Annotated in this window: 21 protein-coding genes and 1 riboswitch; of the genes, 8 read left to right on the top strand and 13 right to left on the bottom strand. The window is 48.9% G+C overall.

Features of this window, described 5'->3' with window-relative positions; translation table 11 throughout:
• Positions 1-95 precede the first annotated feature (95 nt).
• Positions 96-470 (top strand): methylglyoxal synthase, encoded by a 375-nt coding sequence (locus tag ABDW72_RS08810; RefSeq protein WP_347158174.1) that lies wholly within the window; start codon positions 96-98, stop codon positions 468-470.
• 285 nt (positions 471-755) lie between these two features.
• Positions 756-1,142 carry a response regulator gene (locus ABDW72_RS08805; protein WP_347158173.1) on the top strand — a complete coding sequence of 129 codons (387 nt, stop codon included), beginning with the start codon at positions 756-758 and terminating at the stop codon, positions 1,140-1,142.
• An 80-nt stretch (positions 1,143-1,222) separates the two neighbouring features.
• On the opposite strand, the gene trpS is transcribed toward ABDW72_RS08805, so the two are convergent.
• The 7 genes from trpS to ABDW72_RS08770 all read right to left on the bottom strand — a co-directional run bounded on the left by trpS (position 1,223) and on the right by ABDW72_RS08770 (position 7,349).
• A complete protein-coding gene (gene trpS / locus ABDW72_RS08800) occupies positions 1,223-2,197 on the bottom strand; it encodes a tryptophan--tRNA ligase (RefSeq protein ID WP_347158172.1) in 975 nt (324 codons plus the stop codon).
• Between the two features lie 87 nt (positions 2,198-2,284).
• Positions 2,285-2,746: a copper resistance protein NlpE gene (locus ABDW72_RS08795; protein WP_347158171.1), complete on the bottom strand. Its 462-nt coding sequence runs from the start codon at positions 2,744-2,746 to the stop codon at positions 2,285-2,287.
• Between the two features lie 285 nt (positions 2,747-3,031).
• Positions 3,032-3,943 carry an EamA family transporter gene (locus ABDW72_RS08790; protein WP_347158170.1) on the bottom strand — a complete coding sequence of 304 codons (912 nt, stop codon included), beginning with the start codon at positions 3,941-3,943 and terminating at the stop codon, positions 3,032-3,034.
• A gap of 274 nt (positions 3,944-4,217) precedes the next feature.
• Complete coding sequence (locus ABDW72_RS08785) at positions 4,218-5,015, bottom strand: queuosine precursor transporter (protein ID WP_347158370.1); 798 nt, start codon at positions 5,013-5,015, stop codon at positions 4,218-4,220.
• A gap of 124 nt (positions 5,016-5,139) precedes the next feature.
• Positions 5,140-5,610, bottom strand: coding sequence for a heme-binding domain-containing protein (locus tag ABDW72_RS08780; RefSeq protein WP_347158169.1), 471 nt, complete (start codon positions 5,608-5,610; stop codon positions 5,140-5,142).
• A gap of 120 nt (positions 5,611-5,730) precedes the next feature.
• Entirely contained in the window at positions 5,731-6,267 is a 537-nt protein-coding gene (locus tag ABDW72_RS08775; RefSeq protein WP_347158168.1) for an RBBP9/YdeN family alpha/beta hydrolase, read from the bottom strand.
• Between the two features lie 401 nt (positions 6,268-6,668).
• Positions 6,669-7,349, bottom strand: coding sequence for an RNA polymerase sigma factor (locus ABDW72_RS08770; RefSeq protein WP_347158167.1), 681 nt, complete (start codon positions 7,347-7,349; stop codon positions 6,669-6,671).
• A 125-nt stretch (positions 7,350-7,474) separates the two neighbouring features.
• On the opposite strand from ABDW72_RS08770, the gene ABDW72_RS08765 reads away from it, so the two are divergent.
• Entirely contained in the window at positions 7,475-7,915 is a 441-nt protein-coding gene (locus ABDW72_RS08765) for a hypothetical protein (RefSeq protein WP_347158166.1), read from the top strand.
• On the opposite strand, the gene ABDW72_RS08760 is transcribed toward ABDW72_RS08765, so the two are convergent.
• The 3 genes from ABDW72_RS08760 to ABDW72_RS08750 form a co-directional block, all read right to left on the bottom strand.
• Positions 7,902-8,822, bottom strand: a complete 921-nt coding sequence (locus tag ABDW72_RS08760) for a ribonuclease Z (protein ID WP_347158165.1) — start codon at positions 8,820-8,822, stop codon at positions 7,902-7,904. The two genes, ABDW72_RS08765 and ABDW72_RS08760, sit on opposite strands and share 14 nt — an antisense overlap.
• A 15-nt stretch (positions 8,823-8,837) precedes the next feature.
• The gene (locus ABDW72_RS08755; protein WP_196266546.1) at positions 8,838-9,215 is read right to left on the bottom strand and encodes an STAS domain-containing protein; all 378 of its coding nucleotides are present in this window, start codon (positions 9,213-9,215) and stop codon (positions 8,838-8,840) included.
• A gap of 67 nt (positions 9,216-9,282) precedes the next feature.
• Positions 9,283-10,218 (bottom strand): phosphoribosylaminoimidazolesuccinocarboxamide synthase, encoded by a 936-nt coding sequence (locus ABDW72_RS08750; RefSeq protein WP_347158164.1) that lies wholly within the window; start codon positions 10,216-10,218, stop codon positions 9,283-9,285.
• Between the two features lie 530 nt (positions 10,219-10,748).
• Between ABDW72_RS08750 and ABDW72_RS08745 the strand changes: the two genes are divergently transcribed.
• From ABDW72_RS08745 to ABDW72_RS08725, 5 genes are all read left to right on the top strand, one after another.
• The gene (locus tag ABDW72_RS08745; RefSeq protein ID WP_347158163.1) at positions 10,749-11,654 is read left to right on the top strand and encodes a class I SAM-dependent methyltransferase; all 906 of its coding nucleotides are present in this window, start codon (positions 10,749-10,751) and stop codon (positions 11,652-11,654) included.
• Positions 11,655-11,862: 208 nt separating this feature from the next.
• Positions 11,863-11,968, top strand: a riboswitch (SAM riboswitch).
• A gap of 275 nt (positions 11,969-12,243) precedes the next feature.
• Positions 12,244-13,566, top strand: coding sequence for an O-acetylhomoserine aminocarboxypropyltransferase/cysteine synthase family protein (locus tag ABDW72_RS08740; protein WP_347158162.1), 1,323 nt, complete (start codon positions 12,244-12,246; stop codon positions 13,564-13,566).
• A 10-nt stretch (positions 13,567-13,576) separates the two neighbouring features.
• On the top strand, positions 13,577-14,629 hold the full coding sequence (locus ABDW72_RS08735) for a homoserine O-acetyltransferase family protein (RefSeq protein ID WP_347158161.1): 1,053 nt from the start codon (positions 13,577-13,579) through the stop codon (positions 14,627-14,629).
• A complete protein-coding gene (locus ABDW72_RS08730; protein ID WP_347158160.1) occupies positions 14,619-15,863 on the top strand; it encodes a homoserine dehydrogenase in 1,245 nt (414 codons plus the stop codon). The genes ABDW72_RS08735 and ABDW72_RS08730 overlap by 11 nt, the downstream gene beginning before the upstream one ends.
• A 205-nt stretch (positions 15,864-16,068) precedes the next feature.
• Positions 16,069-16,809, top strand: a complete 741-nt coding sequence (locus ABDW72_RS08725) for a S8 family serine peptidase (protein WP_347158159.1) — start codon at positions 16,069-16,071, stop codon at positions 16,807-16,809.
• A 68-nt stretch (positions 16,810-16,877) separates the two neighbouring features.
• Here ABDW72_RS08725 and lysA read toward each other — a convergent pair whose 3' ends face one another.
• The 3 genes from lysA to ABDW72_RS08710 all read right to left on the bottom strand — a co-directional run bounded on the left by lysA (position 16,878) and on the right by ABDW72_RS08710 (position 23,873).
• Positions 16,878-18,020 carry a diaminopimelate decarboxylase gene (gene lysA, locus ABDW72_RS08720; protein ID WP_347158158.1) on the bottom strand — a complete coding sequence of 381 codons (1,143 nt, stop codon included), beginning with the start codon at positions 18,018-18,020 and terminating at the stop codon, positions 16,878-16,880.
• A complete protein-coding gene (locus tag ABDW72_RS08715) occupies positions 18,013-19,344 on the bottom strand; it encodes an aspartate kinase (protein ID WP_347158157.1) in 1,332 nt (443 codons plus the stop codon). Before ABDW72_RS08715 ends, lysA begins: the two co-directional genes overlap by 8 nt.
• 143 nt (positions 19,345-19,487) lie before the next feature.
• On the bottom strand, positions 19,488-23,873 hold the full coding sequence (locus tag ABDW72_RS08710) for a beta strand repeat-containing protein (RefSeq protein ID WP_347158156.1): 4,386 nt from the start codon (positions 23,871-23,873) through the stop codon (positions 19,488-19,490).
• Positions 23,874-23,953 lie beyond the last annotated feature (80 nt).

Here is a 23,953-nt window from a genome sequence, read left to right as displayed (position 1 = left end):
TACCAGGCCGCTCTGTTTACAGCATACCTTATACTTCTGCGAGGCACAGCCATGCAGGAGGGGTATTGCGTAGAAGCTGTCATAAATAAAACTATATGAAAACGATTGCTTTGATCGCGCACAACAACAGGAAAACCGACCTGTTGAATTGGGTAAAAGAGAACCACCTGCTACTGGAAGGGGCCAAACTCATTGGTACTTCCAACACATCCCAACTTATTAACGACCTGCTGGATCTGAATGTACAGCCTTTCGGGCACGGCCCCAGCGGGGGCGATATCCTGCTCGCCGCCCGCATTCTGCAGGGCGAAGTAGATAAAATTATCTTCTTTATTGATGCGGAAACACCGCATGGGCATGAGCACGATATTCAGACGCTTATCCGGACAGCTGTTATCAACAACATTCCGATTGCCCTAAACCGGGCCTCGGCCGACCTGATCATACAAGAACCCGGCCCAGAGGTATAGTCATTTAAAAATTAGATGCGTATTGCTTTAAGTAGGTTAATGGAATAGCCTGACTGTGTTTGCCTATCAGGTGCTCTTAGCCAGGCAGCGCGGCCAGCCACAATAGGATAGTAGAATGGCTTGTTGCAGCCATTCTACACGCGTACGAATGCCTGAACCTGGGACAAGTTCCGGCTTAAGCACAAGCGCTATGCTCTTGCGGGGTGTCTCTTTCAAAAATCTCTCAGTACTGCTTTTAGCAGCAAATGACACGGTACAATTTTTATTTTTCATTACCCAAGTAGCATGCAGCCCCAGACGATACTCCTCATAGACGACGATGAAATAGCCAACTTTCTGCACGAAAAGCTTTTAAATGATTCCGGCCTTGTCAAAAAGGTGTATGTCACCATCAACGGGTTGGACGGGATCAACTTTCTCCGGCAGTTAACCAGTATAGAAGAATATCCGCACTTTATTTTGCTTGATATAAAAATGCCTGTAATGGATGGTTTTTCTTTTCTGGAGGAGTACTTTAAAATAGAAGGCATTGAGCAGGCGCCCACCAAAGTGCACATCCTTTCTACCTCTTCAAGCCCGCTGGACCTAAAGCGTATCCGGAAGTTTGGCATCAATTCATTCCTGGAAAAACCTTTAACAGCTGCGCATGTACAGGAACTGGTGGCGCAGTAGATCTAAGCACACACCAAAGTATGTTATACTTGAACAGGAAGAAAGTACGCCTGTTCAAGTATAACATACTTTGGTGTTACTTAATAACCCAGCTTCTGGCGCGCACGCTGTAGTACAGGCATCGCTATGGCTTTGGCCTTCTCTGCTCCTTCGTGCAGTTTGCGATCTATTTCGGGCAGGTTTTGCATGTAATAAGCAAACAGTTCACGCTCTTTGGCATACTTGCTGATAACAAGTTCGTAAAGCGCCTGCTTGGCATGACCATAACCATAACCGCCAGCCATGTAATTCTGCCGCATCACCTCTACTTCGGCAGGAGTGGCAAGTAAACTATACAGCTTAAAAGTAGTATCAGAATCAGGGTCTTTCGGCTCTTCCAGCGGAGTGCTATCCGTTACGATGCTCATGATGGTCTTGCGCAGCGGCTTATCGGCCTCAAAAATATCGATGATGTTGCCGTACGATTTACTCATCTTTTCGCCGTTAATCCCTGGCACCGTCATTACGCTTTCCTCTGTTTTAGCCTCTGGCAATACAAAAGTTTCGCCGTAGATGTGGTTAAAGGTGCTGGCAATGTCGCGGGTGATCTCGAGGTGCTGCACCTGGTCTTTGCCTACGGGCACAAAATCAGCATCGTAGAGCAGGATGTCAGCAGCCATAAGCACCGGATAGGTAAACAGGCCAGCATTTACGTCTGCCAGTCCACGGCGACTGGATTTGTCTTTAAAAGAGTGCGCATTGGCCAGCATCGGAAACGGCGCAAAGCAGTTCAGGTACCAGGCTAGCTCTGTTACGAGGGGCACATCCGACTGCCGGTAAAACACATGTGTGTCCGTATCGAACCCACAGGCCAGCCATGCCGCCGCAACTGCATACGTATTCTGGCGGAGCACTTCTGCATCCCGGATCGAGGTAAGCGAGTGCAGGTCGGCAATAAAGAACAGGGCCGCTTGGTCTGCAGTTCTGGAAAACTCAATAGCCGGGATAATGGCCCCCAGCAGGTTGCCCAAGTGCGGGCGACCTGTGCTTTGTATTCCGGTAAGGTAACGTGCCATGTATAGGAGTTTGGTTAACAGACGCAAAATAAGCGAAAAAGCAGGTGAAACGAAACCTTGTTCTTTCCACATCAGGCCCAAGCCGCTTTACTGCTTCTGCAAAGTATAGTTAGCCTTCGATTTTATCTCGTTCTGATCGTGGTCCAGCATCTTCAGGCGTGTATCGCTCAAGCGCAGGAAGTATAAAGGCTCGTAAGCTTTATCCGGAATTAGTTGGTAGATAACGGCTTTTGCGTTCTGGCTGTTGCCTGTGGCAGCAAACCACTTGCCGCGGCTTTCGGTAGGGGCTGCGCCTTTTTTGCCCAGGTAGGTTTGCTTTAGCAGGTATGTTTTCTGTTTGCCATCCACTAAGGTTAGCTCTACTTTAATGCCGGCACAGTCGGCACAGGGAATGGTGCCAACATAAGTGCCGCCGCCTTTAGCTTGTGGCTGCGTTTGTTCTGTGGCAACAGGCGTTTGCTTTTCTGATAGCGTATCAGTTGCCTTGGTCTGGTTACAGCTCAGTTGCAGTGCAGCCAGCAGGAAAAGCGGGAGGATATTTTTCAGCATAGGATTACAGTTTACGTGTACGGGAGGGTATACTTGTCAGGTGCAGACTGGTTACAGCGAACCGACTTACCTCTTCCTGCGGCGGCTACCTTCCCTTTCTTTAACCCCTAAACAGCGCAATTTATTGTTTATCCTGCAGAGGAGGAGGTGCTACGGCTATTCGCTATATGTGCAATCTTTAAACCGGAGGCATTTGCTATCGGTACTAATCACCTCGGACAGGCTACAAAAACAAGCCCTTCACAGAGGCAAGTTTTATATTCTATAGCTAGAAGTTTTGAATGCTTAAACGGTTGATGGGGAGGTGCGCTGCCGTTTAAAGCGAATCGAGTGGAGATTAGAGAGAACAATAGCGGCAAGTATAAGCGCCACGCCCAACCATTGTACCAGTAACACTGTTTCGTGCAACACCACACGCGACATGAGCACGGCTACCGGCAACTCCGCCGTACTCAGAATGGCGGTGAGGCCTAGGCCGGCACGAGGTATACCATAGGCATATAAAAGCGGTGGCAGCACAGTGCCAAAAACAGCAAGTATAAGCCCCCACTTCAGCAGGCCATGCCCCAGCGCTCCGTTCACCAGAAAAACAGGCGGGAAAATGCTGAAGATCAGTATACATGCCCCGGTTAGCAGCAGGGCACTTTTAGTTGTGGGGTGCAGGTTGTTTCCGGCAGCACCGTTGATGGCGAGAAAGGCAGTATAACTAAGAGCGGCCAGCAAGCCAAATCCAACGCCCTGCCAGTCTAACGCTGGCAACCCACCGGAGAACACACGCCCGGCCAGGCAGGTACCCAGCAACACCAGTGCCACCATGCCAAGCTGCGGCAGGGTAGGGAGTTTGCGCTTCATAACAGCGTCCACAGCCAGGCTCATCCATGTAAACTGCATCAGCAGCAGGATGGCGATAGAAGCAGGCACCGTTTGCACGCACTTGTAATAAAAGAGGCTCACCAGGCCGGTGCTGGTACCCATGGCCACCAGTTGTAGCTTTTCCCTGAACGATGTGTTGTTGCTTTTGCTGCCACACAGCTTTCGCAACAACACGATCACCCAAAGAATAATCAACCCAAAAAATACCTGAGTGCCCGTTACATCACCCAAGGTAAAGCCTTCTGTATATGCTAATTTTACAAATGTAGAGAGTATTCCGAAGCTGCAAGCTCCCAGAAAAACCATGAGGATTCCCTTGAACATAATTGTTCTTTCAGCCAAATAGTATAAAATAATAGAAAAGGTAGGCCATACCCGGCCCAAGGCGAAAGCGGGGTGCTCTTACAGGTCGTGTAGTACGTAGCCTGTAATGAAGATTTGAGTATGTGCTAAATGTGCAGCCATTTATAAGAGGCTGCAAATATAGAGCAGTATTTCAGATATTACTAAAGCATGGGCTACTTTTTAACTAAGGCAGGTACCTACGAGGCAAGCAGTTTATACTTGCAGGCCCGCCTTTTTGAAGCAGGAAGCCGATCTAGTCGCCGCTTTCTATGGCCGCTTCTTCTACAAGTTCTTCGGCGGCTACATGCCCCAGGTAATTGTCTATCACATAATGCGCCACATAAAGCAGCGGTGTAAGAACAATGGCGATAAAGAATTTATAGATGTAGTTGATGGCAGCAACGGAAATAACCTGGCTCAGAGGCCAGTTGCCAAAGGCGTAAAAGGCGATGAACAGCACGACTAAGCTGTCGATGAGCTGCGACACCAGCGTAGAGCCTGTGGCACGCAGCCACATCTTATGGCTGCCCGTAAGGCGGCGCAGCCAGTGAAACACCGTCGCATCGAGGAACTGTGACACCAGGAACGCTGTGACAGAGCCAATGATGATGCCAAGGCCCTGGCGATACACGCTGTTATAGGCAAAGTTGATATCGAAAGCATTGCCTTGCGGATCTTTGCTGTTGAGCTCCTGCCAGAACTGGGCCGGGGGCAGCTTGGTCACCACACTGATCACCAGGAAAGCATACAGGATCAGCAGTACAGTAAGTATACTTACTTTTTTTACCCCATCTTTCCCGAAGTATTCATTTATAATATCGGTCGTGATAAACACCACAGGCCAGATCACGACACCGGCTGTCAGGTTAAAGTCGAGTTTGTACCCCAGTAGGTTGAACTGAGCGCCCGGCATACCGAAAATAGCCTCGCCTGAGAAGATCTTCACCCCAATGAGCTCGGCCAGCAATGCATTTGCCAGAAAGATGCCGCTAAGCACCAGAAACAGCTGCATGCGTTTTTTTTCGCGTTCGTGTAACGTAGTAGTGGCCATGGGTGTGATGCCAGATGTTAAAAGTTGTGCCACACAGCGCAGACACAACGACCGTGAATTTAGTGCCAGCAGAAGTGATCAGACGTAACGAGGCTCTTGAAGGAAGGACCTCCTGCTGCGTACCTTAAGAGTTTGTTTTCCGGTAGGCTTTAATCCAGTCGAGCAGCTTTTGCTGTTCCACTTTAGTCAGTTTGCCTTCTGGGTGCATCAGGGTATAGGAAGTCAGCGGCATTTCGCCTTCTTCTACCATCTCAATACATTCCTCCAGCTTATGATCAGCTTTTTTGGCCGTATAGCTGCCCCATTCCGAGAAGTTCAGGTGGCGGCGGCCGTCGTTGATGTGGTGCTTCAGAAACCAGGATGCGGGTGCTACATTGGAGTACCAGGGATACGTGGTCGTATTTGAATGGCAGTCGTAGCAGGACTCATGCAGGATAAGCGCTACATCCTGCGGCGGGTTGGCAATGGTTGCAAACTCCTTCGCTTCCACAATAGGCGGGTTTGTTTTATCAATCCTGAAGAACTGGATCAGCACCAGCAGCACCAAAATTCCGATGATACAATTCTTAGCAGTAAATATTCTGTTTTGAGCCATTGGTAGAATTTTAAATGGAGGAACATTAGCAGCCGTAATGTCTCCTGGTTTGACTATAAATATAGGAACTTTTCTTTTTAAGAATCAAGTGGCGCTGTTGTACTGTCGATTATACCTTGTTTATGGATGCAGGAGGCGCTGCAACAGCACTTTCCCCTGCGGCCAGTCACCTAATCCGGACACAGCATTTATATGGCCACAATCTCCGACACTAACCAGTTCGCTGCCCCAATTGTTGGCAAATTCCTGCACTCTTTTTAAAGTTATATAAGGATCGTTTGTACTGGCGACCACTATAGATGGGAAAGGCAATCTTTGCAGGGGAACCGGAGCAAAGCCGGTCGCTGTTTCAGGGAAGTCCTCTCGTTCTGTATCGGGTGGGGCTACCAGAAGTGCTGCTTTCACCGGAGCGGTGGCATGGTGTAGTGCCCAGTATACGACTGCCAGGCAGCCGAGGCTGTGCGCCACCAACACGATCTCGTTGCCCGCCTGCTGGATTTCAGCCTGCAGTTGCTGTACCCATTCCGTGCAGTTGGGTGCTTCCCAATCGGCCTGCACTACTCTTCTGATAGAAGTCTGCTGTGCTTCCCAAAGGCTTTGCCAGTGCTGGGGTCCGGAACCGCCAAGGCCGGGAACGGTTAAAATCTGTATCGTCATCTTCCTGCTTGTAGCTGCATGTAAGGTTTAGAAAAAGTAAAGCTATACATTCGAAGACTCTGAAGGAAGTGTTTTGCTTTGCTAGCTAAAGAACAACTGCGAAAAAGAATAACTGTATTGGAAAGCGCAAGTTGCTGTCAACCAGTCCTAACCCTTCCAAGGCTGAAGAGCTACTTCTAGTTATGCAAGTTTATACTTGCACAGCTTCAGTTAAGCGCAACTTAGGCTAGAGCGCTAAGTGCTGAGTGCTGGAGCAGGGCTGCTGCAACCAGAGGGATGTAAGTATGGCCCGGCAAGTATGCGTTAGGGGCATACTTGAATAGCCAGCTGATAGGTGAACTAGGCTGTGGTAAGTTGAAAGTAGTTTAGGAAAAATTTCTCTTAGTTAAATGCCGCAGCTGCTAAACAGCTTCCAGTTTGGTCATAACTTTTTCTACAATCCTGTCGCAGCGCTTCAGGCCAAACGTAAAAACATCCTGCGAGGCGGAGAGTTGGTATAAGCTTTCCTTCAGCAGCGACTTGGCCCGGTGAAGTCTCACTTTTACATTGCTTTCTGAAATGTCCAGGCAACTGATCACTTCAGCAGTACTCATTTCCTCCACTTCGCGCAGCATGTATACCATTTTGTATTTAGGTGGCAAGGCCTCAATCGCCTGCTCCAGGAGCTGCTGGGCCTCTCTGTAAATTGTCTTTGTTTCCGGATTCATACTTTTAACATCAGGTAATTCTAATAACTGCACCTCCGGCAGGTTGTCTGGTGCTGTATGCAGCGAAGCCGATTTCTTATGCTGCCGCAGCCTGCCCAGTGCCTCGTTAATACCGATCCGGATCAGCCAGGTAGAGAATTGTGCCTCGTCTTTAAACTGATACAGCTTTTCGTAGGCTTTCAGGTAGGTGTTCTGCATGGCATCCTCTACCTCGCTCTCGTCTTTGAGGTATCCCCGGATTACCCGGTAAAGCCGTTGGTTGTAGCGCCTTACCAGTATCTCGTAAAGCTGCTTTTCTCCGGCTATTACCCGCTCCACCACTTCGATGTCAGCAAGTAGCTGTTGTTGCCTGTACTGGGTCTCCCTTGCCTGCATAACTTCTTGTCTTTTCGTATTAGATGCAGTCAGGCCAAAAAAGTTACAAGATTCTGTAACCCTTTGTTTCTGAGCGCATCTAACAGGCATAATTGTTAAACAAGTATAATATAGGAGAAAAAACAATGGAAAATGCAATGCAAAACCAGGTGCTGCTTCATATCAGAACCACTCTGAAATTAACCTATGGAATTGTGCCTATTGTGGCCGGGTTAGACAAATTTATAAACTTACTTACCGACTGGGAGAAGTACCTGAGCCCTGCTGTTGCCAGCATGTTGCCTTTTACACCGCATACTTTTATGCTGCTTGTAGGCGTGATTGAGATCATTGCCGGGGTTCTGGTATTTGTGCGGCCCCGCCTGGGAGCTTATGTGGTGATGGCCTGGCTGATCGGCATTGCCCTGAACCTGATCATGAGCGGCCAGTACTTTGATATTGCCGTGCGGGACCTGACAATGGCTGTAGGTGCTTTTACGCTGGCTAAAGTAGCCGAAGCGACCACAGCAGATAGTAGTGTGAGAGAAAGAGCGCTGGCTGGCGGCAGAACATCTACTGCTCTTTAATACAGAATATGCTGCCCTCCGTCGCCAGGTCCACTTTGGTGAAAACAGATAAGGCTTCTAGCAGCAACGGGGTAAGGTCTTTATAACGGACGGAGAAGTGACCGATCAGCAGGTGGCGTACCTCGGCGGCAACGGCTAACTCAGCGGCCTGCAGGGCAGTACTATGAAAAGTATAATGGGCACGTTCCCGAAGCTCGTCAGTAAAGGTCGCTTCGTGGTAGAGCAGGTCTACGCCGCGCAAGTAGGGGAGTAGCTCCGGTTTATAGCGGCTATCGGAGCAGTAGGCGTAGCTGCGGCTCCGCTTTGGCTCCAGGGTTACTTCCTGGTTACGCACCAGCATATTGCCCTGCTCGTCTTTGATGTCTTCACCCCATTTCAGGCGTACCAGTTGTGGTGGTGTTAGGAAATCAGGCAGTTTTTCTTTGATGAGCGGGCGCGGCTTGGACTTCTCTCTGAAAATAAATCCGCAGCAGGGCACCCGGTGCTCCATTGGGATCGTGTGCACCGTGATCTGCTTATCTTCAAAGATTCTTTTATAATGGCCGGTTTCCAGCTCATGGAAAATAAGCGGATAGCACAGGTTGGTGCCGGAGTATTTAAACTGTAAACTGAGGATTTCGGAGAGACCGGGAGGTCCGAAGAGATGCAGTGGCGTGAGGCGCCCCTGCAGGTGCATGGTAGATAGTAAGCCTCCCAGCCCGAAATAGTGGTCGCCGTGGAGGTGGCTGATGTAAATATTGCAGATGCGCTGATGCTTTATCTTGTATTGCATCAGCTGCATCTGCGTTCCTTCACCGCAATCAATCAGATGGTACTGATTGCCAATCGTCAGGATTTGAGCGGTATGGTGTCTGTTTGCCGAGGGAGTGGCCGACGAACTGCCGAGTATCCTGAGTTCGAAATCCACTATCGGCAGGTGTTGTTAGTCTTCTTTGTTCGTCAGGTCCTGCTCAATCTCGTGCAGAAACACGCGATCAATCGCTTCTTCAACTGTTGGCAGAATGTTGAGTACAGACTCCAGCTTAGAGATAGAGATCAGCTTCATCACATGGTCCTGTAAGCCAGTCATGATCAGCAGGCCGTTAGAAGAGTTGCACAGGCGGTTGGCGATCAGAATAGAGCTTAGGCCTGAAGAATCTGTATATTTAACGTTACTCAGATCAAGAATCAAGTTGGTGATCCCTTCAGCATTCAATTTCACGAACTCAGACTTCAGATCCGGTGCAATAGACGTATCCAGCTTCTTCTCATCTATCGTGATAATTGTGTAGTTTTCTTTTTTATCAATCGTGTACTTCATAGATCTACCAGTAAGGATTTAAAAGCAAATGTACCAAAATCTACTTTAATTATGGTAACTTTTGGTGCTAAAAAATGTTTTCAATTATGTGCTGCTCCACCCGCTGCAGTACATTTTCATAGCTTTCTTTTGTAAACGGATGGCCTGTAAAAACTTCAAATAGTTCGATGTACCGCTCCGATATACCAGCAACTACTTCATCGGTCATTTCTGGTACTGTTTGGCCATCTTTCCCCTGAAAGTTATTCTCAATCAGCCACTGCCGCACAAACTCTTTTGATAACTGCCGCTGAGGTTCGCCCTGCGCCTGCCGCTCTGCATAGCCCTGGCTATAAAAGTAGCGCGACGAATCTGGCGTATGTATCTCATCAATCAGGTATACCTGGTCGTTGTACTTGCCAAATTCATACTTAGTATCTACAAGTAACAGGCCACGTTGTTTTGCCAGCTCAGTGCCTTTCGCGTAAAGTGCTCTGGTATAATGCTCTAAATTAAGATAATCCTGCTCAGATACAATACCGCGGGCTAAAATTTCTTCACGCGAGATGTCCTCATCGTGTCCTTCGTCGGCTTTGGTGGTGGGCGTAATGATGGGGGTAGGAAGTCTGTCGTTCTCGCGCAGCCCCTCCGGCATGCTCACGCCGCACAAGGTGCGTTTGCCGGCTTTATACTCGCGCCAGGCATGCCCAGCCAGGTAACCACGAATCACCATTTCCACCTTGAAAGGCTCACAGCGGTGCCCGATTGTTACGTTGGGATCCGGTGTGGAAAGCACCCAGTTAGGCACAATGTCAGCGGTGGCTTTCAGATTAATACTGGCAATCTGGTTCAAAACCTGCCCTTTGTACGGAATGGCACGGGGCAATACCACATCAAAAGCTGAGATACGGTCGGTGGCAACTACCGCCAGTTTGTCCTCGAAATAGTAAACGTCGCGAACTTTGCCTCTGTAAAAGCCGGTTTGCCCGGCAAACGAGAAGTTGGTTTCTTGTATGGCCTCCATTACGTGTGATAGGTTTTGGCAAGCAAAGTTAACTATATTTCAGAGGGTAAGAAATTTTATTGAATTCCTTCATACGATCATTTAGCTATAGCCAGAGTTGCAAAAGGATGTTGAATTATACTTGGGGCAAGCGTTTAAGTTTTATACTAACAAAGCTATCTGTTGCACTTTAAACAGAATATTCTAATTCTTCTATATGTGCGGAGTGCACCCCTCTGTTTGGCGCCTGTTGCCGTCACTATTGTCATCTCTTAAAGCTCATGTCAAGGCACCGGCAGGCTGCAAATAGCTGCCTTTACAGCAACTTCTTCCTGCTACGCTGCTGCATCGAAGCAGGAAGAAGTTGCTGTTCTACTTCCACTACTCAATTTCAAAGTATAGCAACATCCCTTCTTTTATCCGTTGCTGCCACAGGTATAGTATGGCTGGGTTCAAAAGTATACTTGTCTGATAATCAAGTATAAAATTGAAGCATTATTGCATGAAATTGTGTAACTTAGGTAAGATGTTTCTACTTAAACCACGCCGCTATGGCTAGCAAAAAAGACCTGGATTTTACCTATACCACTATAGACAAGCTTTTCCGGCTTAGCCTGGGGGAAGCAGCGGATTATAGCGGCGCAAAATACGATGGTAATTTTTCGATGACGCTGGAGGAAGCGCAGCGGGCCAAGCACCAGTTTATAGCCGACAGCCTGAACATTGGCAAAGGCAGTAAGGTGTTGGACCTGGGCTGCGGCTGGGGCCCATTCGTGACCTATGCTACGCAGGAAAGGCAGGCGCAATGCATTGGCTTAACCTTATCGGAGGGACAGGCAAACGCCTGTCGCAAGAACGGGTTGGAAGTTTACATCAAAGATTGCCGTGAGGTGAAGCCAACGGATTTTGGGTTGTTTGATGCTGTGGTAAGTGTGGGAGCATTTGAGCATTTCTGTTCGATAGAGGCGTGGCAGGCAGGGAAACAGGAAATGGTGTATCGCAACTTCTTTCAGAATGTATATGATTTATTGCCTGAAGGAGGCCGGTTTTACTTGCAGACAATGACCTTTAGTAAAAACATGCCCGCCTTCGAAGATATCACCGTTACCGCCAAAAGAGGATCAGCGGCGCATGTATTGGCTTTGATGATCAAGGAATTTCCCGGTTCCTGGCTGCCCTACGGCCCTGAGATGATCCTGCGGACAGCAGCACCAGGCTTTCGGTTAGTTTCGCAGAGCAGCGGCCGCCTGGATTATATAGAAACCATCGGGCAGTGGCGCAAACGCTTCCGGCAGTTTAGCTTCCGTAAATACTGGCTCTATGCTACGCTTCTGCCCAGGTACTTAGCAAATAAAGAGCTAAGAAACCAGATTGAAATATTCCGCATCAGCCCCAACAGGGTATGCTTTGAGCTGGAGGTGATGGACCATTACCGGATGGTCTTTGAGAAAGTATAAGGGCTCACTCCTGCAACACAAAGGGTAATAAGTATTTACTGCTCTGGCTAGAGAAAGCCCCGCAGGTAACGAAAGTATACAGGCTACCGTAAGAAGCGGTAACAGGCATTTGCAAGTGCTGGAAGTATAAAAAGCAAAAAAAGCTTGTATTTATTTCCGGCAGACTTTAATATTGCAACGTCAAGTCAATCATCCCTTCGCGGATATTGATTTATAAAGAAGCGTGGAGAGACAGGCTCTATGAAGCGCTAGCAACCTAACAACGCGTTAAGGTGCTAATTCCTGATTCCGAAAGGTTCGGAAGAATATAAATTGATACGGCAATGAACAAGGGAACCAAGCCAACACAGCTTTATTGTAGTTTTATTTTGCCGGCAGCTAACCTGCCGCAGCAATCCTGTTTAGTTTTAGCACACGTCATGCGTATGCCCTTGGGGGCTATGGATTGCTGTTGTTGCTAAGCTAACACATCCAATTCCGTTTGCGCTTTTGCGGCTGCTGCACGGCTGTGCCATTGCCCGATAGCACCTCTTACTTCGCTTCTGCGTCAAGATAAATCCAATATTCTCACATTATAACAAGCACCAGCATGTCTACACCACTCCATTTTGAAACATTGCAGCTGCACGCCGGCCAGGAAATCGATCCGACCACACAGTCGCGTGCCGTACCTATTTATCAAACCACTTCTTATACATTTAAAAATGCTGAGCACGGCGCCAACCTCTTTGCCTTAAAGGAGTTCGGTAACATCTATACCCGCATCATGAACCCCACTACGGATGTGTTTGAGAAGCGGGTGGCGGCCTTAGAAGGCGGAGTGGCAGCCGTAGCAACGGCTTCCGGAATGGCGGCTCAGTTCCTGGCGCTCACCAATATTCTGGTAACCGGCGACAACTTTGTGACAACTGCTAACCTGTACGGTGGCTCTTACAACCAATTTAAAGTGTCATTTAAGCGCCTGGGCATTGAGGCGAGATTTGCTGCCGATGATGCCGTGGAAAGTTATGAAAAGCTGATTGACGATAACACGAAAGCTATTTACGTGGAGAGCATCGGCAACCCACGTTTCAACATTCCGGACTTTGATGCCATCGCCGCGCTGGCCCGCAAGTATGATATTCCGTTGGTAGTAGACAACACATTCGGCGCTGGCGGTTACCTGTTCAGGCCACTGGAGCATGGGGCAAACGTGGTGGTAGAAGCTGCTACCAAGTGGATAGGCGGCCACGGCACCAGCATTGGCGGTGTGCTGGTAGATGGCGGCAACTTTAACTGGGGCAATGGCAAATTCCCGCAGTTCTCGGAGCCAAGCGAAGGATACCACGGCCTTAATTTCTGGGAAGTATTCGGCACAGACGGACCCTTCGGCAACATTGCCTTTGCTATTCGGGCGCGGGTAGAAGGCCTGCGTGACTTTGGCCCGGCACTGAGCCCCTTTAACTCGTTCCTGCTGCTGCAAGGCCTGGAAACACTTTCGCTGCGCGTAGACAGAACAGTACAGAATGCCCTGGCGTTGGCCCAGTGGCTGGAGCAGCACGAGCAGGTAGAATCGGTAAATTATCCAGGGCTGGAGAGCAGCAGCTATCACGAACTGGCCAAAAAATACCTCAAGCGCGGCTTTGGCGGGGTGCTGAGCTTTAAGCTGAAAGGCGATAAACAGCAGGCAGAAACATTTGTGAACAGCCTGGAGCTGGTGAGCCACCTGGCGAATGTTGGCGATGCCAAAACACTCATCATTCACCCGGCTTCTACCACGCACCAGCAATTGAGTGATGCCGAGCAGCAACATGCCGGTGTAGAGCCAACCCAGCTTCGCGTTTCTGCCGGCATCGAGCACATCGACGACATCAAAGCAGATTTTGAACAGGCTTTTGCCAAAGTGCAGCAGGCACAGGCAGTAGCTATTTAGAAAGAATAACATGCCAGAGCATCACGTTTTTCATTATCCACAGGAGTTTGAGCTAGAGTCGGGGGCAGTGCTTCCCGGCTTGCAGCTTGCCTATACTACCTTCGGTCAGCTTAGCCCAAAGCGCGACAATATAGTATGGGTATGCCACGCCCTAACGGGCAGCTCCGATTTTACTGACTGGTGGGCTGGCTTGTTTGGCGAAGGCAAGTTGTATGATCCCAGCCGTTGGCTTATTGTTTGTGCCAACACTTTGGGTGGCTGCTATGGCTCCACGGGGCCACTTTCCATCAACCCGCGCTCAAAGCAGCCCTACTTCCACGATTTTCCAGCTTTCACGAACCGTGATGTGGTCGGCGCTTTCGACCTGCTGCGGAAAGAGTTAGGGTTTAGCCAGGTGCATACTTTGATCGGGGGCTCGCTGGGTGGGCAGCAGGCGCTGGAGTGGGCCATACAGCAGCCAACGGTATTTCAGCGGCTGGTGCATGTGGCCTCTAACGCCCGCCATTCAGCCTGGGGTATTGCCTTTAACGAAACACAGCGTATGGCCATCCGGCAGGATCCCAGCTGGGCAGGCAACACCGAACAAGCTGGCCTTGACGGACTAAAAACGGCTCGGGCAGTTGCCATGCTCTCATATCGCCACTACAACACCTACCAGGAGACGCAGCAGGAGCCGGGCAACAGCATTACCGATGATTTTCGTGCGGCTACCTACCAGGTATACCAGGGTGAAAAACTGGCCCAGCGCTTTAACGCTTATACTTACTGGCTGCTCTCTAAGGCGATGGATTCGCACCACGTGGGCCGTAACCGGGGCGGCCTCCGGCAAGCACTGGCGCACCTGCAGGCACGTTGTCTTTTTGTGGGTGTTGATACCGATATTTTGTTCCCCGTAGAGGAGCAGCGGTACCTGCATGAGCAGGTGCGCGGATCAGCATTCGCCATACTTACGTCCAACTACGGACACGATGGTTTTCTGGTGGAGGTGGACCAACTGACAAATGCCATCAGCCAGTTTTATGAAGAAGTAGAATCAGAAGCATTAGCAAATTATGAGCGATAAGCGCGGTAAAAAGAAAATAGGGATTCTGGGATTTGGCTGTGTGGGCCAGGGATTGTACGATGTACTGCAACACAACCAGCTTTTGGAAGTAGTACAGATCTGTGTAAAAGACAAAGCAAAAGAACGCTCACTGCCTGCTACAGCTTTTACGTTTGATGCCCAGCAACTGGTGCAGGATCAAAGCCTGGACCTGCTCGCCGAGCTGATCAGTGATCCACAGGAGGCCTTGCTGTTGGTACGGCAGGCGCTGCAACAGGGCAAAACGGTAGTATCGGCTAATAAAAAAATGATTGCCGAGAACCTGCCTGAACTGGTGCAACTGCAACGCCAGTATGGCGGCACGCTGCTGTACGAGGCCGCTGTTTGTGGCAGTATTCCGATTCTGCGGACTCTGGAAGCATACTACGGCACGGAGCCGCTACAGGAAATAAGCGGTATTCTGAATGGCTCTTCCAACTACATTCTGCACAAACTGGATACCGAGCACTTGTCTTATCAGGAGGCACTGCAGGAGGCGCAGGCCCTCGGCTTTGCGGAACTGGACCCCACACTGGATGTAGGCGGCTTTGACGCACTGCACAAAATCTGCATCATTGCAGCACATGCGTTTGGGGTGGTAGTGCCGCTGCCGGAGGTGTTGCGCTTTGGCATCAACCACATCAGCACGCAGGATGTAGCCCTGGCGCAGGCAGCTGGAGCCCGCCTTAAACTGGTGGCTTCCGCCAAAACAAATGCAGCAGGCCAGCTGGAGGTGCAGGTATTGCCGGCGTTTGTGCAGCCGGATAATGAGTTATACCATGTAAAAGCAGAATTTAATGGCGTGCAGCTACAGGCAAAGTTTGCCGGCACACAGTTTCTGAAAGGGCGCGGGGCTGGTAGCCATCCAACGGGCTCTGCCGTGTGGGCTGATGTGGCGGCAGCGCTGGCCGGGTACAAGTATACGTACCCTAAGTTGCAGGCTGCAACTACAGCAGTTGCCACTGATACAACTTTGCGCATCTACCTGCGCTTTACCCCGAATGGCATACTGCCGAACCTGCCTTGGCATGAGGTAACATCTTTTGGCGTAAACAGCCAGGTGGTGCAGCTGCTGGGTACCATACAGCGCAGCGACCTGTTGCGGCACCAGCCGGAACTCGAAGCGTTAGATGCATTTGTAGCCCAGGTACCCGATGAATTAACTGAAGAGCAGTTGTTGCAGGCTGCCATTGCAACAGAGGTAGTTTTGGTCTGATTATCCTCTATGGCTGAAGCTGGTAAAGGAGGGCGACATTGCCTTGTTTTCAGGCCTCTCCGAAGGCTTGCACTTAGCATTTTACCAGCCGGAAAAATATTTTCACATATAAGGAGAAAAGTGCACAAAATGGGGGTGAAAGTTGTAGCTCTTACTATTAAACCCACGTACAATAGTATCTGTTGGAGATATAAACTGTATGGTGATGAAAATAGTCTTACACGTCCTGGGTAGCATCTTTTTTATAGCTGTATTTGCTTCCTGTAAAGAGAATAATGCCGGTCCAATCCGCAATGTACGTTTTGATCCTGACCTGCTAAATAAAATGCAGGTTGCTGGCAGTAGCTGCACTACTTACAGCTACAATGATAGAGGCAATACTGTAAATCTCGGTGCCGTGTATACCGGGCAGGTGCTCGTTGCTTTTAAACCCAATTTGCCTGCCGCCGTGCAGGAGCGGGTACTGGCCAAGTATGGCTTTGTAAAAGGTGTCAGCGCCCCGGTTGCGACAAGCTCATTGCAGCTACACGCAGTACAGCTGCAGGAGGGGCTGAATTGTAAGCAAGTGGAACAGGCATTAAAAGAACTGGCCGCCGATGTGCAGTTCGCGTATGTGGCTCCTTATTTTATAACAGGCAGCCAGGGAGGGGAGCAACTGCAGGGCCTGAGCAATGAGGTGCTGGTAACAACAACAGAAGGTGGCTTAGCTACTTTAAACAAGCTGGCCAAAAACTATAAAGCCGAAGTGCTGCAGCAACTGAGAAATAACACTTACCTGGTGAAGGTAGACAAGCAATCGAACGGAAATGCGCTGGATATGGCAAATTTCCTGCAGGGGCAGCCAGGTATAGCACAAGCTGAACCAGATTTCATCATTTCGCTTGTAGCTGAAACAGTTTTCCGCCCACTACAGGCTGGCAGCGGCGAAAGGATTACAGGAAGATAGAAAATAAATTAAAGCATAAAAATGGCCGGCTTATACTATAAGCCGGCCATTTTAATATAATAACATACTTACACGTATAGCGCTTTGGCTTTTTCGCGTAGGTTATAGTTCGAGGCCATTACCTCTCCATAAGCACCTGCCGTGCGAATAGCGATCAGGTCGCCGCGGTTTGTTTCTGGTAGCACAACCGCTTTGCCGAAACAGTCAGAAGATTCACAGATAGGACCTACTACATCGTAGCGTTCTTCCGGCTTTTGACTGGTCAGGTTTTCGATTTTATGGTGCGACTGGTATAAAGCGGGCCGGATCAGTTCCGTCATGCCGGCATCCAGTATGGCAAAGTTAGTGGAAGCCCCTTTTTTAATGTATAGCACTTTCGAGATCAGAGTACCACATTGTGCCACCAAGGCACGGCCTAATTCAAAGTGCACCTCCTGGTTTGGCTGCAACGCTAAAAACTGGTGAAAAAGGCTGAAGTAAGCCGTAAAGTCTGGCACCGGCTGCTGCTCGGGCTGGTAATAGTCTACCCCCAGGCCTCCGCCTACATTGATGTGCTGCAGCGCCACCCCATGCGCCCGAAACCACTCCTGAAATTCATTTACGCGGGTGCACAGGTTCTTAAACACTGTCAGGTCCGTGATTTGGGAGCCGATGTGGAAGTGAATGCCAATCAGTTCTATATTAGCAAGCTGGCGCAGTAACTCCAATACGCTCTCCAGTTCCCAGGCATTGATTCCGAATTTGTTTTCCTCCAGCCCTGTAGTGATATACTTGTGGGTGTTGGCGTTTACATTCGGGTTAATGCGCAGTGCAATACGGGCTGTTTTATCTTTGGCTGCTGCCAGTTCGTTCAGTACCTCCAGCTCATGCTTTGATTCACAATTAAAGCAGAAGATATCCTGGTCCAGCGCGTAGTTTATCTCGGCATCGGATTTCCCGACACCGGCAAAAACAACATCGGCAGGCGCAAAGCCATTCTCAATCGCTGCTTTAACCTCATTGCCGCTAACGCAGTCAGCGCCGAAGCCAACGTGGCGCATCTCCTCTAGCACCGGGGCATTGGCGTTTGCTTTCAGCGCGTAATGTACATGGTAATTATACTTGGCGGCTTCGGCCTGAGCTGCTTCCAGCGTCTGGCGCAGCAGGTTCAGGTCGTATACATACAGGGGGGTTGCATGCCGGCGCAACTCCTCCACATTTAAATTAAGCATGGGTTGTGTTCCGGTCAAAGATCCCTTCATTCAGTTTTTGCAGTGCAGTTACTTTGTCAGATGTGTTAACCAGCAGGCTGATGTTGTTTTTGCTGCCTCCATAAGAGATCATACGGAGCGGAATATCCTGCATCGACTGGAACACTTTTAAAGCTAAACCACTTCGCTCTTCTATAAAGTCACCTACTACACAAACAATCGTCTGCTCCTGGTCTACTTCTACCTGGCCGAACTCATTCAGTTCTTTGATGATCTCAGGCAAAGACTTGTCGTTATCAATGGTCAGCGAAACAGCCACTTCAGAGGTGGTGATCATGTCAATGGGTGTTTTATAACGCTCGAACACCTCAAACACACTGCGCAGAAAACCATACGCCAGCAACATGCGCCCCGACTTTATTTTGATAGCCGTGATGCCGTCTTTTGCAGCAACAGCTTTGATCTTTCCGCCCTCGGTGGTAGCGCTGATAAGTGTGCCTTTCGCCTCTGGCTGCATGGTGTTGAGCAGGCGCACCGGAATATTTTTCTGCTTCGCAGGTAACACACTGCTCGGGTGCAGGATCTTAGCTCCGAAATAAGCCAGCTCTGCTGCCTCATCAAACGAAAGCTCGGCAATGGGGTAGGTATTCTTTACAATGCGCGGATCATTGTTGTGCATGCCATCAATGTCAGTCCATATCTGGATCTCATCAGCATCAGCGGCAGCACCAATTAACGAAGCAGAGTAATCAGAACCGCCGCGCTTGAGGTTGTCAATCTCACCAAAAGCATTGCGGCAGATGTAGCCTTGCGTAATAAAGAGCTTTGTACCGGGGTATTTCGCCAATTCAGTTTTCAGGTGTTTGGCAATGTAGGCGGCATCCGGCTCTTCATTCTCATCGATCTTCATGAAATTAAGGGCAGGCAGCAGCACAGATGGAATGCCGTTCTCTTCCAGAAAAAACTGGAACAGCGCTGTAGAGAGCAATTCGCCCTGCGCCAGCACTGCCCGCTCTTCGTGTACCGTAAACAGGTCCTGCGTAAAAGCACGGAGGTAATCGAAGTGCTGGTGCAGCAATTCGTTTGCTTTGTTTTTCGTGTTGTCGGAGGTGTAGAGCGAGGCTACCACCTGTTTATACTTATCGTGGAGCGCATCTATCTGCGCATTCGCGTCATTGGATTTTTTCTGGTACAGCGTATCAGCTATTTGTACCAGCGCATTGGTAGTGCCCGACATCGCAGACAGCACTACAATCTTAGCTTCATCGCTTTGGATGAGAGAGGCAACCGCCTTCATTCTCTCAGCAGATCCTACGGAGGTGCCGCCGAATTTCAGTATTCTCATTTAACAGATGGAAATAGGATGAATCGTTACATTGCAAAAGTAGCGCAGTTTGTTCTGTTTTCCACAGGATTACTGCACTTTAACAAATTAAAAAGCCGGCACTTAGGCCGGCTTTTTAATTTGTAGCAAAATACGGGTGCCGCTTACTGGACTTTCATCACTTTGCGGGCAGCATTAAAACCGTTGCCTTGTAGTTTCAGAATGTATACTCCTCTGCGAATAAGGTTCATAGGGAGCTTAAGTTCGTTTATACCTGGCTGGAGCTGTACCTTGCCTGTATGAACTACTCGGCCCTGCAGGTCGAAGAGGCGGACAGTAGCTTCTCCGCTGGCTTTTGCTGTCACTGTAATGTTAAGCTCGGTCGTAAACGGATTCGGATATACCTGTAATTCCTGTTCCCGTGCTATACCTGTCGGGCTGACTGATACGACTTTGCTCAAGGCATAGTGGCCATCAAAATCCACCTGTTTCAGCTGGTAATATGTGGTCTCCAGAACCGGCGTATTATCTGTGAAGCTATACAACTGCTCAATGGTAGTGGTGCCGCTGCCCTTAACCGTGCCAATCGTTACAAACGTCTTCCCTTCTGTGCTGCGCTGTACTTCAAACTCCTTGTTGTTCTCCTCAGAAGCCGTTTTCCATTGCAATTGCACCTGGTTGTTCTGCACAACTGCAGTAAAGTATACTAGTTCTACCGGCAGTGGCGTAACGGCTGGGGAGTTTTCATAGATGCGAATTACGAGCGGTGTCTCGGTCTTTACTCCATAAATATCTGTTGTTGTTACAGTAAACTTGTAAGTGCCTGGTACCAAGGGGTTATAGAGGGCTCTTGTAATCGAACCATCTAAAGTGTTAAACTTAGTACCAGGAGGAATACCTCCAGCTATTACAGCGTCAGTAATAGCCCCATCAGGATCTACGACACTAGCAAGGACATCTCCTGCTTTGTATTCATCCATATACTTTGGTGGAGCTACGGTATAAACAGCTGGGCAGTTGATGAATATAGCTACTGTATCCTCTGCCGTAGTGTTATCAGTCGCAGCGGCACAGGAGGCAGTAACCTTCCAGATAAATTTATAGTTGCCGGATTTAAGTCCGGTTACGGAGGTTATTGGTTTGTCAGGGTTAACAATTTGTGCTCCGACAGGATTTCCGCTCAGTTGACGCCACATACCTGTACCCGGCGACGGATCCTGCGCCTGTAATGTTGCTGAAGTGGCTCCGCATATTACCTGGTCAGTACCTGCATTAGCGCTAGCAGCCTGATTGCCTACTACTACCGTGGCCTCATTTACGAGTCTCTGTGTACCACAGGAAGCGCTGCTAACTGTAACATAAAAAGTAGTAGTACCAGCAGTGCCCAAAGGCCCGGTAGTAACAGATCTTACGGTACCATCTCCGGTAAAAGAACCTATGGCTACACCCGTATTGGGGCTAGTGCTCCTGTATACCGTATATGTATAGTTTGAATTATTTTCGGTAGATACTTTGATGTTGGTAGCTCCGTTCAGGCAAACAGCACCGCTTTCGGCAGTTACAGCCCGCGTGGTCGATGGCCCCGTTGTAGTTACTGAGAATTGCGATGGCAGGGTATAGCTACAGGTATTAGCATTTGTGTTTATAATAACCAGGCCAAAAGTAGTATTCGCACTAACGGCTCCTGTTGATAATGGAACAAGGCCTGTAGGGGTATTAGCGCCTGGCATTGGAGAGCCAACTAAGTTGCCAGTTGCTTGATTTAATAACTGGTAAGTATAGCCCAGGCGGGTATTAGTGATAGTAGCGCTAAAGGTTGAGTTAGCGCAGCCAGAGGTCGATGTTGAACTAAAAACGACATCGGATAATGGTTGTGGCTTTACTGTAACTGTAGCTGACGAAGTAGAAATGGCATCGCAGGTGGTGCCACTTACTTTGCGTGCTCTGTAAGTTACAGTAACAGTTTTGTTAGCGGTAGTGAGGTTTTCTACCGTACCAGATGTTAGCGTAATTGTTCCATCATTACCTAATACAGAGCTACCAGACTCTACGCCATTTACCAGTAATTTATAAGTAATGCCATACTTGGCTCCCTGTAAATCTGCGGTAATAGTACTTCCACCACAAATGGTAGTTGTGGGTAAAATAAGCTTGGCAATAAGATCAGGCGGACTGCAACCTACCACTACAGGTGTAGCTTTGGCACTCTCACAGGCATCAGTAGCAGACGTTTTATAGGTTGCCGTAACTGATGCGCCGGCAAACACTTCATTTCCATCGAGCCCTACTACAGACCAGTTACCTGAGGCGTCTACCGGAACTGGTGTAAAAGGCGTGCCCTCTATATAAAGCGTAAGCTGTGTGCCTGCCGGTGCCTTACCGCTAATGGTAGTGGCTCCCTGTGTAATAGGACTAATTATAGTGATAGCACCTGTTGGAGCGGCAGCTGATTGAACACTATTTGATACGGCACTTGTAGCCTTGCCCGCTATCTTGGCGCGCGCTGTAATAGGCACACCGGCGGCAATGCCGGCGCCGCTGTTGAGCGACGATACATCCACCACCCAGTTACCACCCGAGGAAACGGTAGCGCTAAGTCCTGTGCTGGTGCCGCTCGTGTAAATGGTTACCACGCTGCCCGGCTCACCAGATGTACCGGAAATTGATTTAATAGCGCCGCAACTTGTAATGGAGTTGATGGTAGGCGTGGCTGTGGTACCTTTGATATAAACCAGGTTTGATGATGAAGAAAGAGCTAACCCGCAACTAAGCGTAACTTCTGATCGGGCATAAATAATATCACCAGGACTAAGAGTCAGGCCAGTTACATCCATTGTCCAAGTATATGGAGCTGTAGTACTTGGAGTTGCCCGATATGTTTGCTGTGTTCCGTTCTTTAGCAAGACTACTGTAATACCAGTTGTATAGGTGGCAAGAGTACCTGTAATAGTGGTGATTTGTTGTGGAGCCTCTGTCAATGTGTTGTATACACTGCCATTTGTACCAGTAACATTCGAAATAGTAGGTACATAGCTATTGACCGGTCCGTTACCGCCATTTTGATAACATAGTTGATTCGACCTTAAAGATTCACAACTCGTTGCTGCGCCGGTTGAGCTCACGGGTGTGGTTGTTATTACATAATTTCCAGCTTTTGAAAGAGTAACGATGTCTGTAACAGAACTCATGCCAGTAGTAGAGGTCGGGAGCGCTGCATTAGCAGTAGTTGTGGTAAAAATGTAAGATCCTTCTAAAGTATACGTATAACCAGTAGTTGACCCGGTTGCAGTATAGATTGAGATTTTTTGGGTTCCGACGTAGGGAGTAGTACCGGTTAGATATTTTGTTTTACTTGTTGTTTGCCCCGTTATAGTGGGAGCAGGTGTAGCCATGCAAATTGCAGGCACCGTAACCGTTATGGAGTTGGAAACGAGGGAAACGCTCTTGTTTGTTGGTGTAACAGTTGCTGTGATGTTGTCGCCAGCGCTGAGAAGTGTGCTGGAGATGGTAATTGACCAACTGCCATTCGCCTGTACTGTAGTTGTTCCAATTGGTGTCGTGCTTCCGTTGCGGTACACATTAATAGTAGACCCTGCCGCTTCCACGGAAGTGCCCGTTATAGTAGTGCTGCCTGTAGTAATTGGTCCGGTTACCACAGGTGCTGCGGCCACAAGCTGCGCAAAACCGGTAGATTTAATTTGGTTCAGGCTAGTCTTCGGGAAGACGCCCATTAGAGCTTTCCATGCGTTCTGCTTGTTATAATCATAAGCCTGGAAGTTCACACCGCCTATATCGGAAACGGAACCTGTAATCCCGCTCTGTGCACTTGTAATTGTAATGCCTGACATACGCAACTGTGTATCTGCTGTAATGCCAGGCAAAACTGAAAGGGGCACGTAGAAATCATAAAAGTAATCTGTATTGCCACCATTGGTAGTGGCAGCAACCGCTCGTTGTGAGAATTGGTCCACGGACCGGCTCCATATCTTTGATCCACCACTAGGTTGGTTTCGGTGGTCGTATACCGCCACATCAAAGTTAGACTCTAGGATAACCTCAAATTCAAAGCCTGGGTTAGGTGTTGTGGTTGGATTGCCGCCTGCTACCAGGTCACCAAATTTCCCGTCGGTATCAATGAGCACACTATACCCTTTAGAAGCTGTGGACGAGCCGCCGAGCCTTAGCCGAAACATAACGTTTGTCCCATCGAAGTAGGTCTGTATAGGAGAGGGAGGAGCCAGATCGGTATGTCCGCCGGTATTGCCAGTATTTAAATCGCCTAAGGGTTCTGTTTCCAGCACCGGCAGTGGGCGGTACGGAATTTCACTCACACTTGCGCCAATATCGTTTGTGCTTGTAAAACCCGTTTTAGAAGTAGATACATACCCGTCTCCGTTCGGGTCCAGCACTTTTTCCCCACCACCTGTAGCGGCTTTATAAATAAAGCCTGGTGTCTGCGCATCAGCTTGGCGGAAAGCTCCTAGGATCAGAAAAACAGTTAAGGAAAGATAAAGTAGGGTGAAATATAAACGGTAAAGTTTTTTTTCCATATTGATTATGTTTGAAGCAATAGAAAGTATATGTATTATTTTACATAAAGTCACCGCATCTGCTTATGCAAGTGAGATGT

The organism is Pontibacter chitinilyticus, from assembly GCF_039748935.1.
Taxonomy (GTDB): Bacteria; Bacteroidota; Bacteroidia; order Cytophagales; family Hymenobacteraceae; genus Pontibacter; species Pontibacter chitinilyticus.
The sequence above is the reverse complement of the archived record's forward strand: the minus strand, read 5'-3'. Positions and strand labels throughout refer to the sequence as shown.

What these genes read in the sequence shown, in the direction of transcription:
- ABDW72_RS08810 (WP_347158174.1), top strand. Translation starts at nt 96, where the DNA reads ATGAAAACGATTGCTTTGATCGCGCACAACAACAGGAAAACCGACCTG.
- ABDW72_RS08805 (WP_347158173.1), top strand. Translation starts at nt 756, where the DNA reads ATGCAGCCCCAGACGATACTCCTCATAGACGACGATGAAATAGCCAAC.
- trpS (WP_347158172.1), bottom strand. Translation starts at nt 2,197, where the DNA reads ATGGCACGTTACCTTACCGGAATACAAAGCACAGGTCGCCCGCACTTG.
- ABDW72_RS08795 (WP_347158171.1), bottom strand. Translation starts at nt 2,746, where the DNA reads ATGCTGAAAAATATCCTCCCGCTTTTCCTGCTGGCTGCACTGCAACTG.
- ABDW72_RS08790 (WP_347158170.1), bottom strand. Translation starts at nt 3,943, where the DNA reads ATGTTCAAGGGAATCCTCATGGTTTTTCTGGGAGCTTGCAGCTTCGGA.
- ABDW72_RS08785 (WP_347158370.1), bottom strand. Translation starts at nt 5,015, where the DNA reads ATGGCCACTACTACGTTACACGAACGCGAAAAAAAACGCATGCAGCTG.
- ABDW72_RS08780 (WP_347158169.1), bottom strand. Translation starts at nt 5,610, where the DNA reads ATGGCTCAAAACAGAATATTTACTGCTAAGAATTGTATCATCGGAATT.
- ABDW72_RS08775 (WP_347158168.1), bottom strand. Translation starts at nt 6,267, where the DNA reads ATGACGATACAGATTTTAACCGTTCCCGGCCTTGGCGGTTCCGGACCC.
- ABDW72_RS08770 (WP_347158167.1), bottom strand. Translation starts at nt 7,349, where the DNA reads ATGCAGGCAAGGGAGACCCAGTACAGGCAACAACAGCTACTTGCTGAC.
- ABDW72_RS08765 (WP_347158166.1), top strand. Translation starts at nt 7,475, where the DNA reads ATGGAAAATGCAATGCAAAACCAGGTGCTGCTTCATATCAGAACCACT.
- ABDW72_RS08755 (WP_196266546.1), bottom strand. Translation starts at nt 9,215, where the DNA reads ATGAAGTACACGATTGATAAAAAAGAAAACTACACAATTATCACGATA.
- ABDW72_RS08750 (WP_347158164.1), bottom strand. Translation starts at nt 10,218, where the DNA reads ATGGAGGCCATACAAGAAACCAACTTCTCGTTTGCCGGGCAAACCGGC.
- ABDW72_RS08745 (WP_347158163.1), top strand. Translation starts at nt 10,749, where the DNA reads ATGGCTAGCAAAAAAGACCTGGATTTTACCTATACCACTATAGACAAG.
- ABDW72_RS08740 (WP_347158162.1), top strand. Translation starts at nt 12,244, where the DNA reads ATGTCTACACCACTCCATTTTGAAACATTGCAGCTGCACGCCGGCCAG.
- ABDW72_RS08735 (WP_347158161.1), top strand. Translation starts at nt 13,577, where the DNA reads ATGCCAGAGCATCACGTTTTTCATTATCCACAGGAGTTTGAGCTAGAG.
- ABDW72_RS08730 (WP_347158160.1), top strand. Translation starts at nt 14,619, where the DNA reads ATGAGCGATAAGCGCGGTAAAAAGAAAATAGGGATTCTGGGATTTGGC.
- ABDW72_RS08725 (WP_347158159.1), top strand. Translation starts at nt 16,069, where the DNA reads ATGAAAATAGTCTTACACGTCCTGGGTAGCATCTTTTTTATAGCTGTA.
- lysA (WP_347158158.1), bottom strand. Translation starts at nt 18,020, where the DNA reads ATGCTTAATTTAAATGTGGAGGAGTTGCGCCGGCATGCAACCCCCCTG.
- ABDW72_RS08715 (WP_347158157.1), bottom strand. Translation starts at nt 19,344, where the DNA reads ATGAGAATACTGAAATTCGGCGGCACCTCCGTAGGATCTGCTGAGAGA.
- ABDW72_RS08710 (WP_347158156.1), bottom strand. Translation starts at nt 23,873, where the DNA reads ATGGAAAAAAAACTTTACCGTTTATATTTCACCCTACTTTATCTTTCC.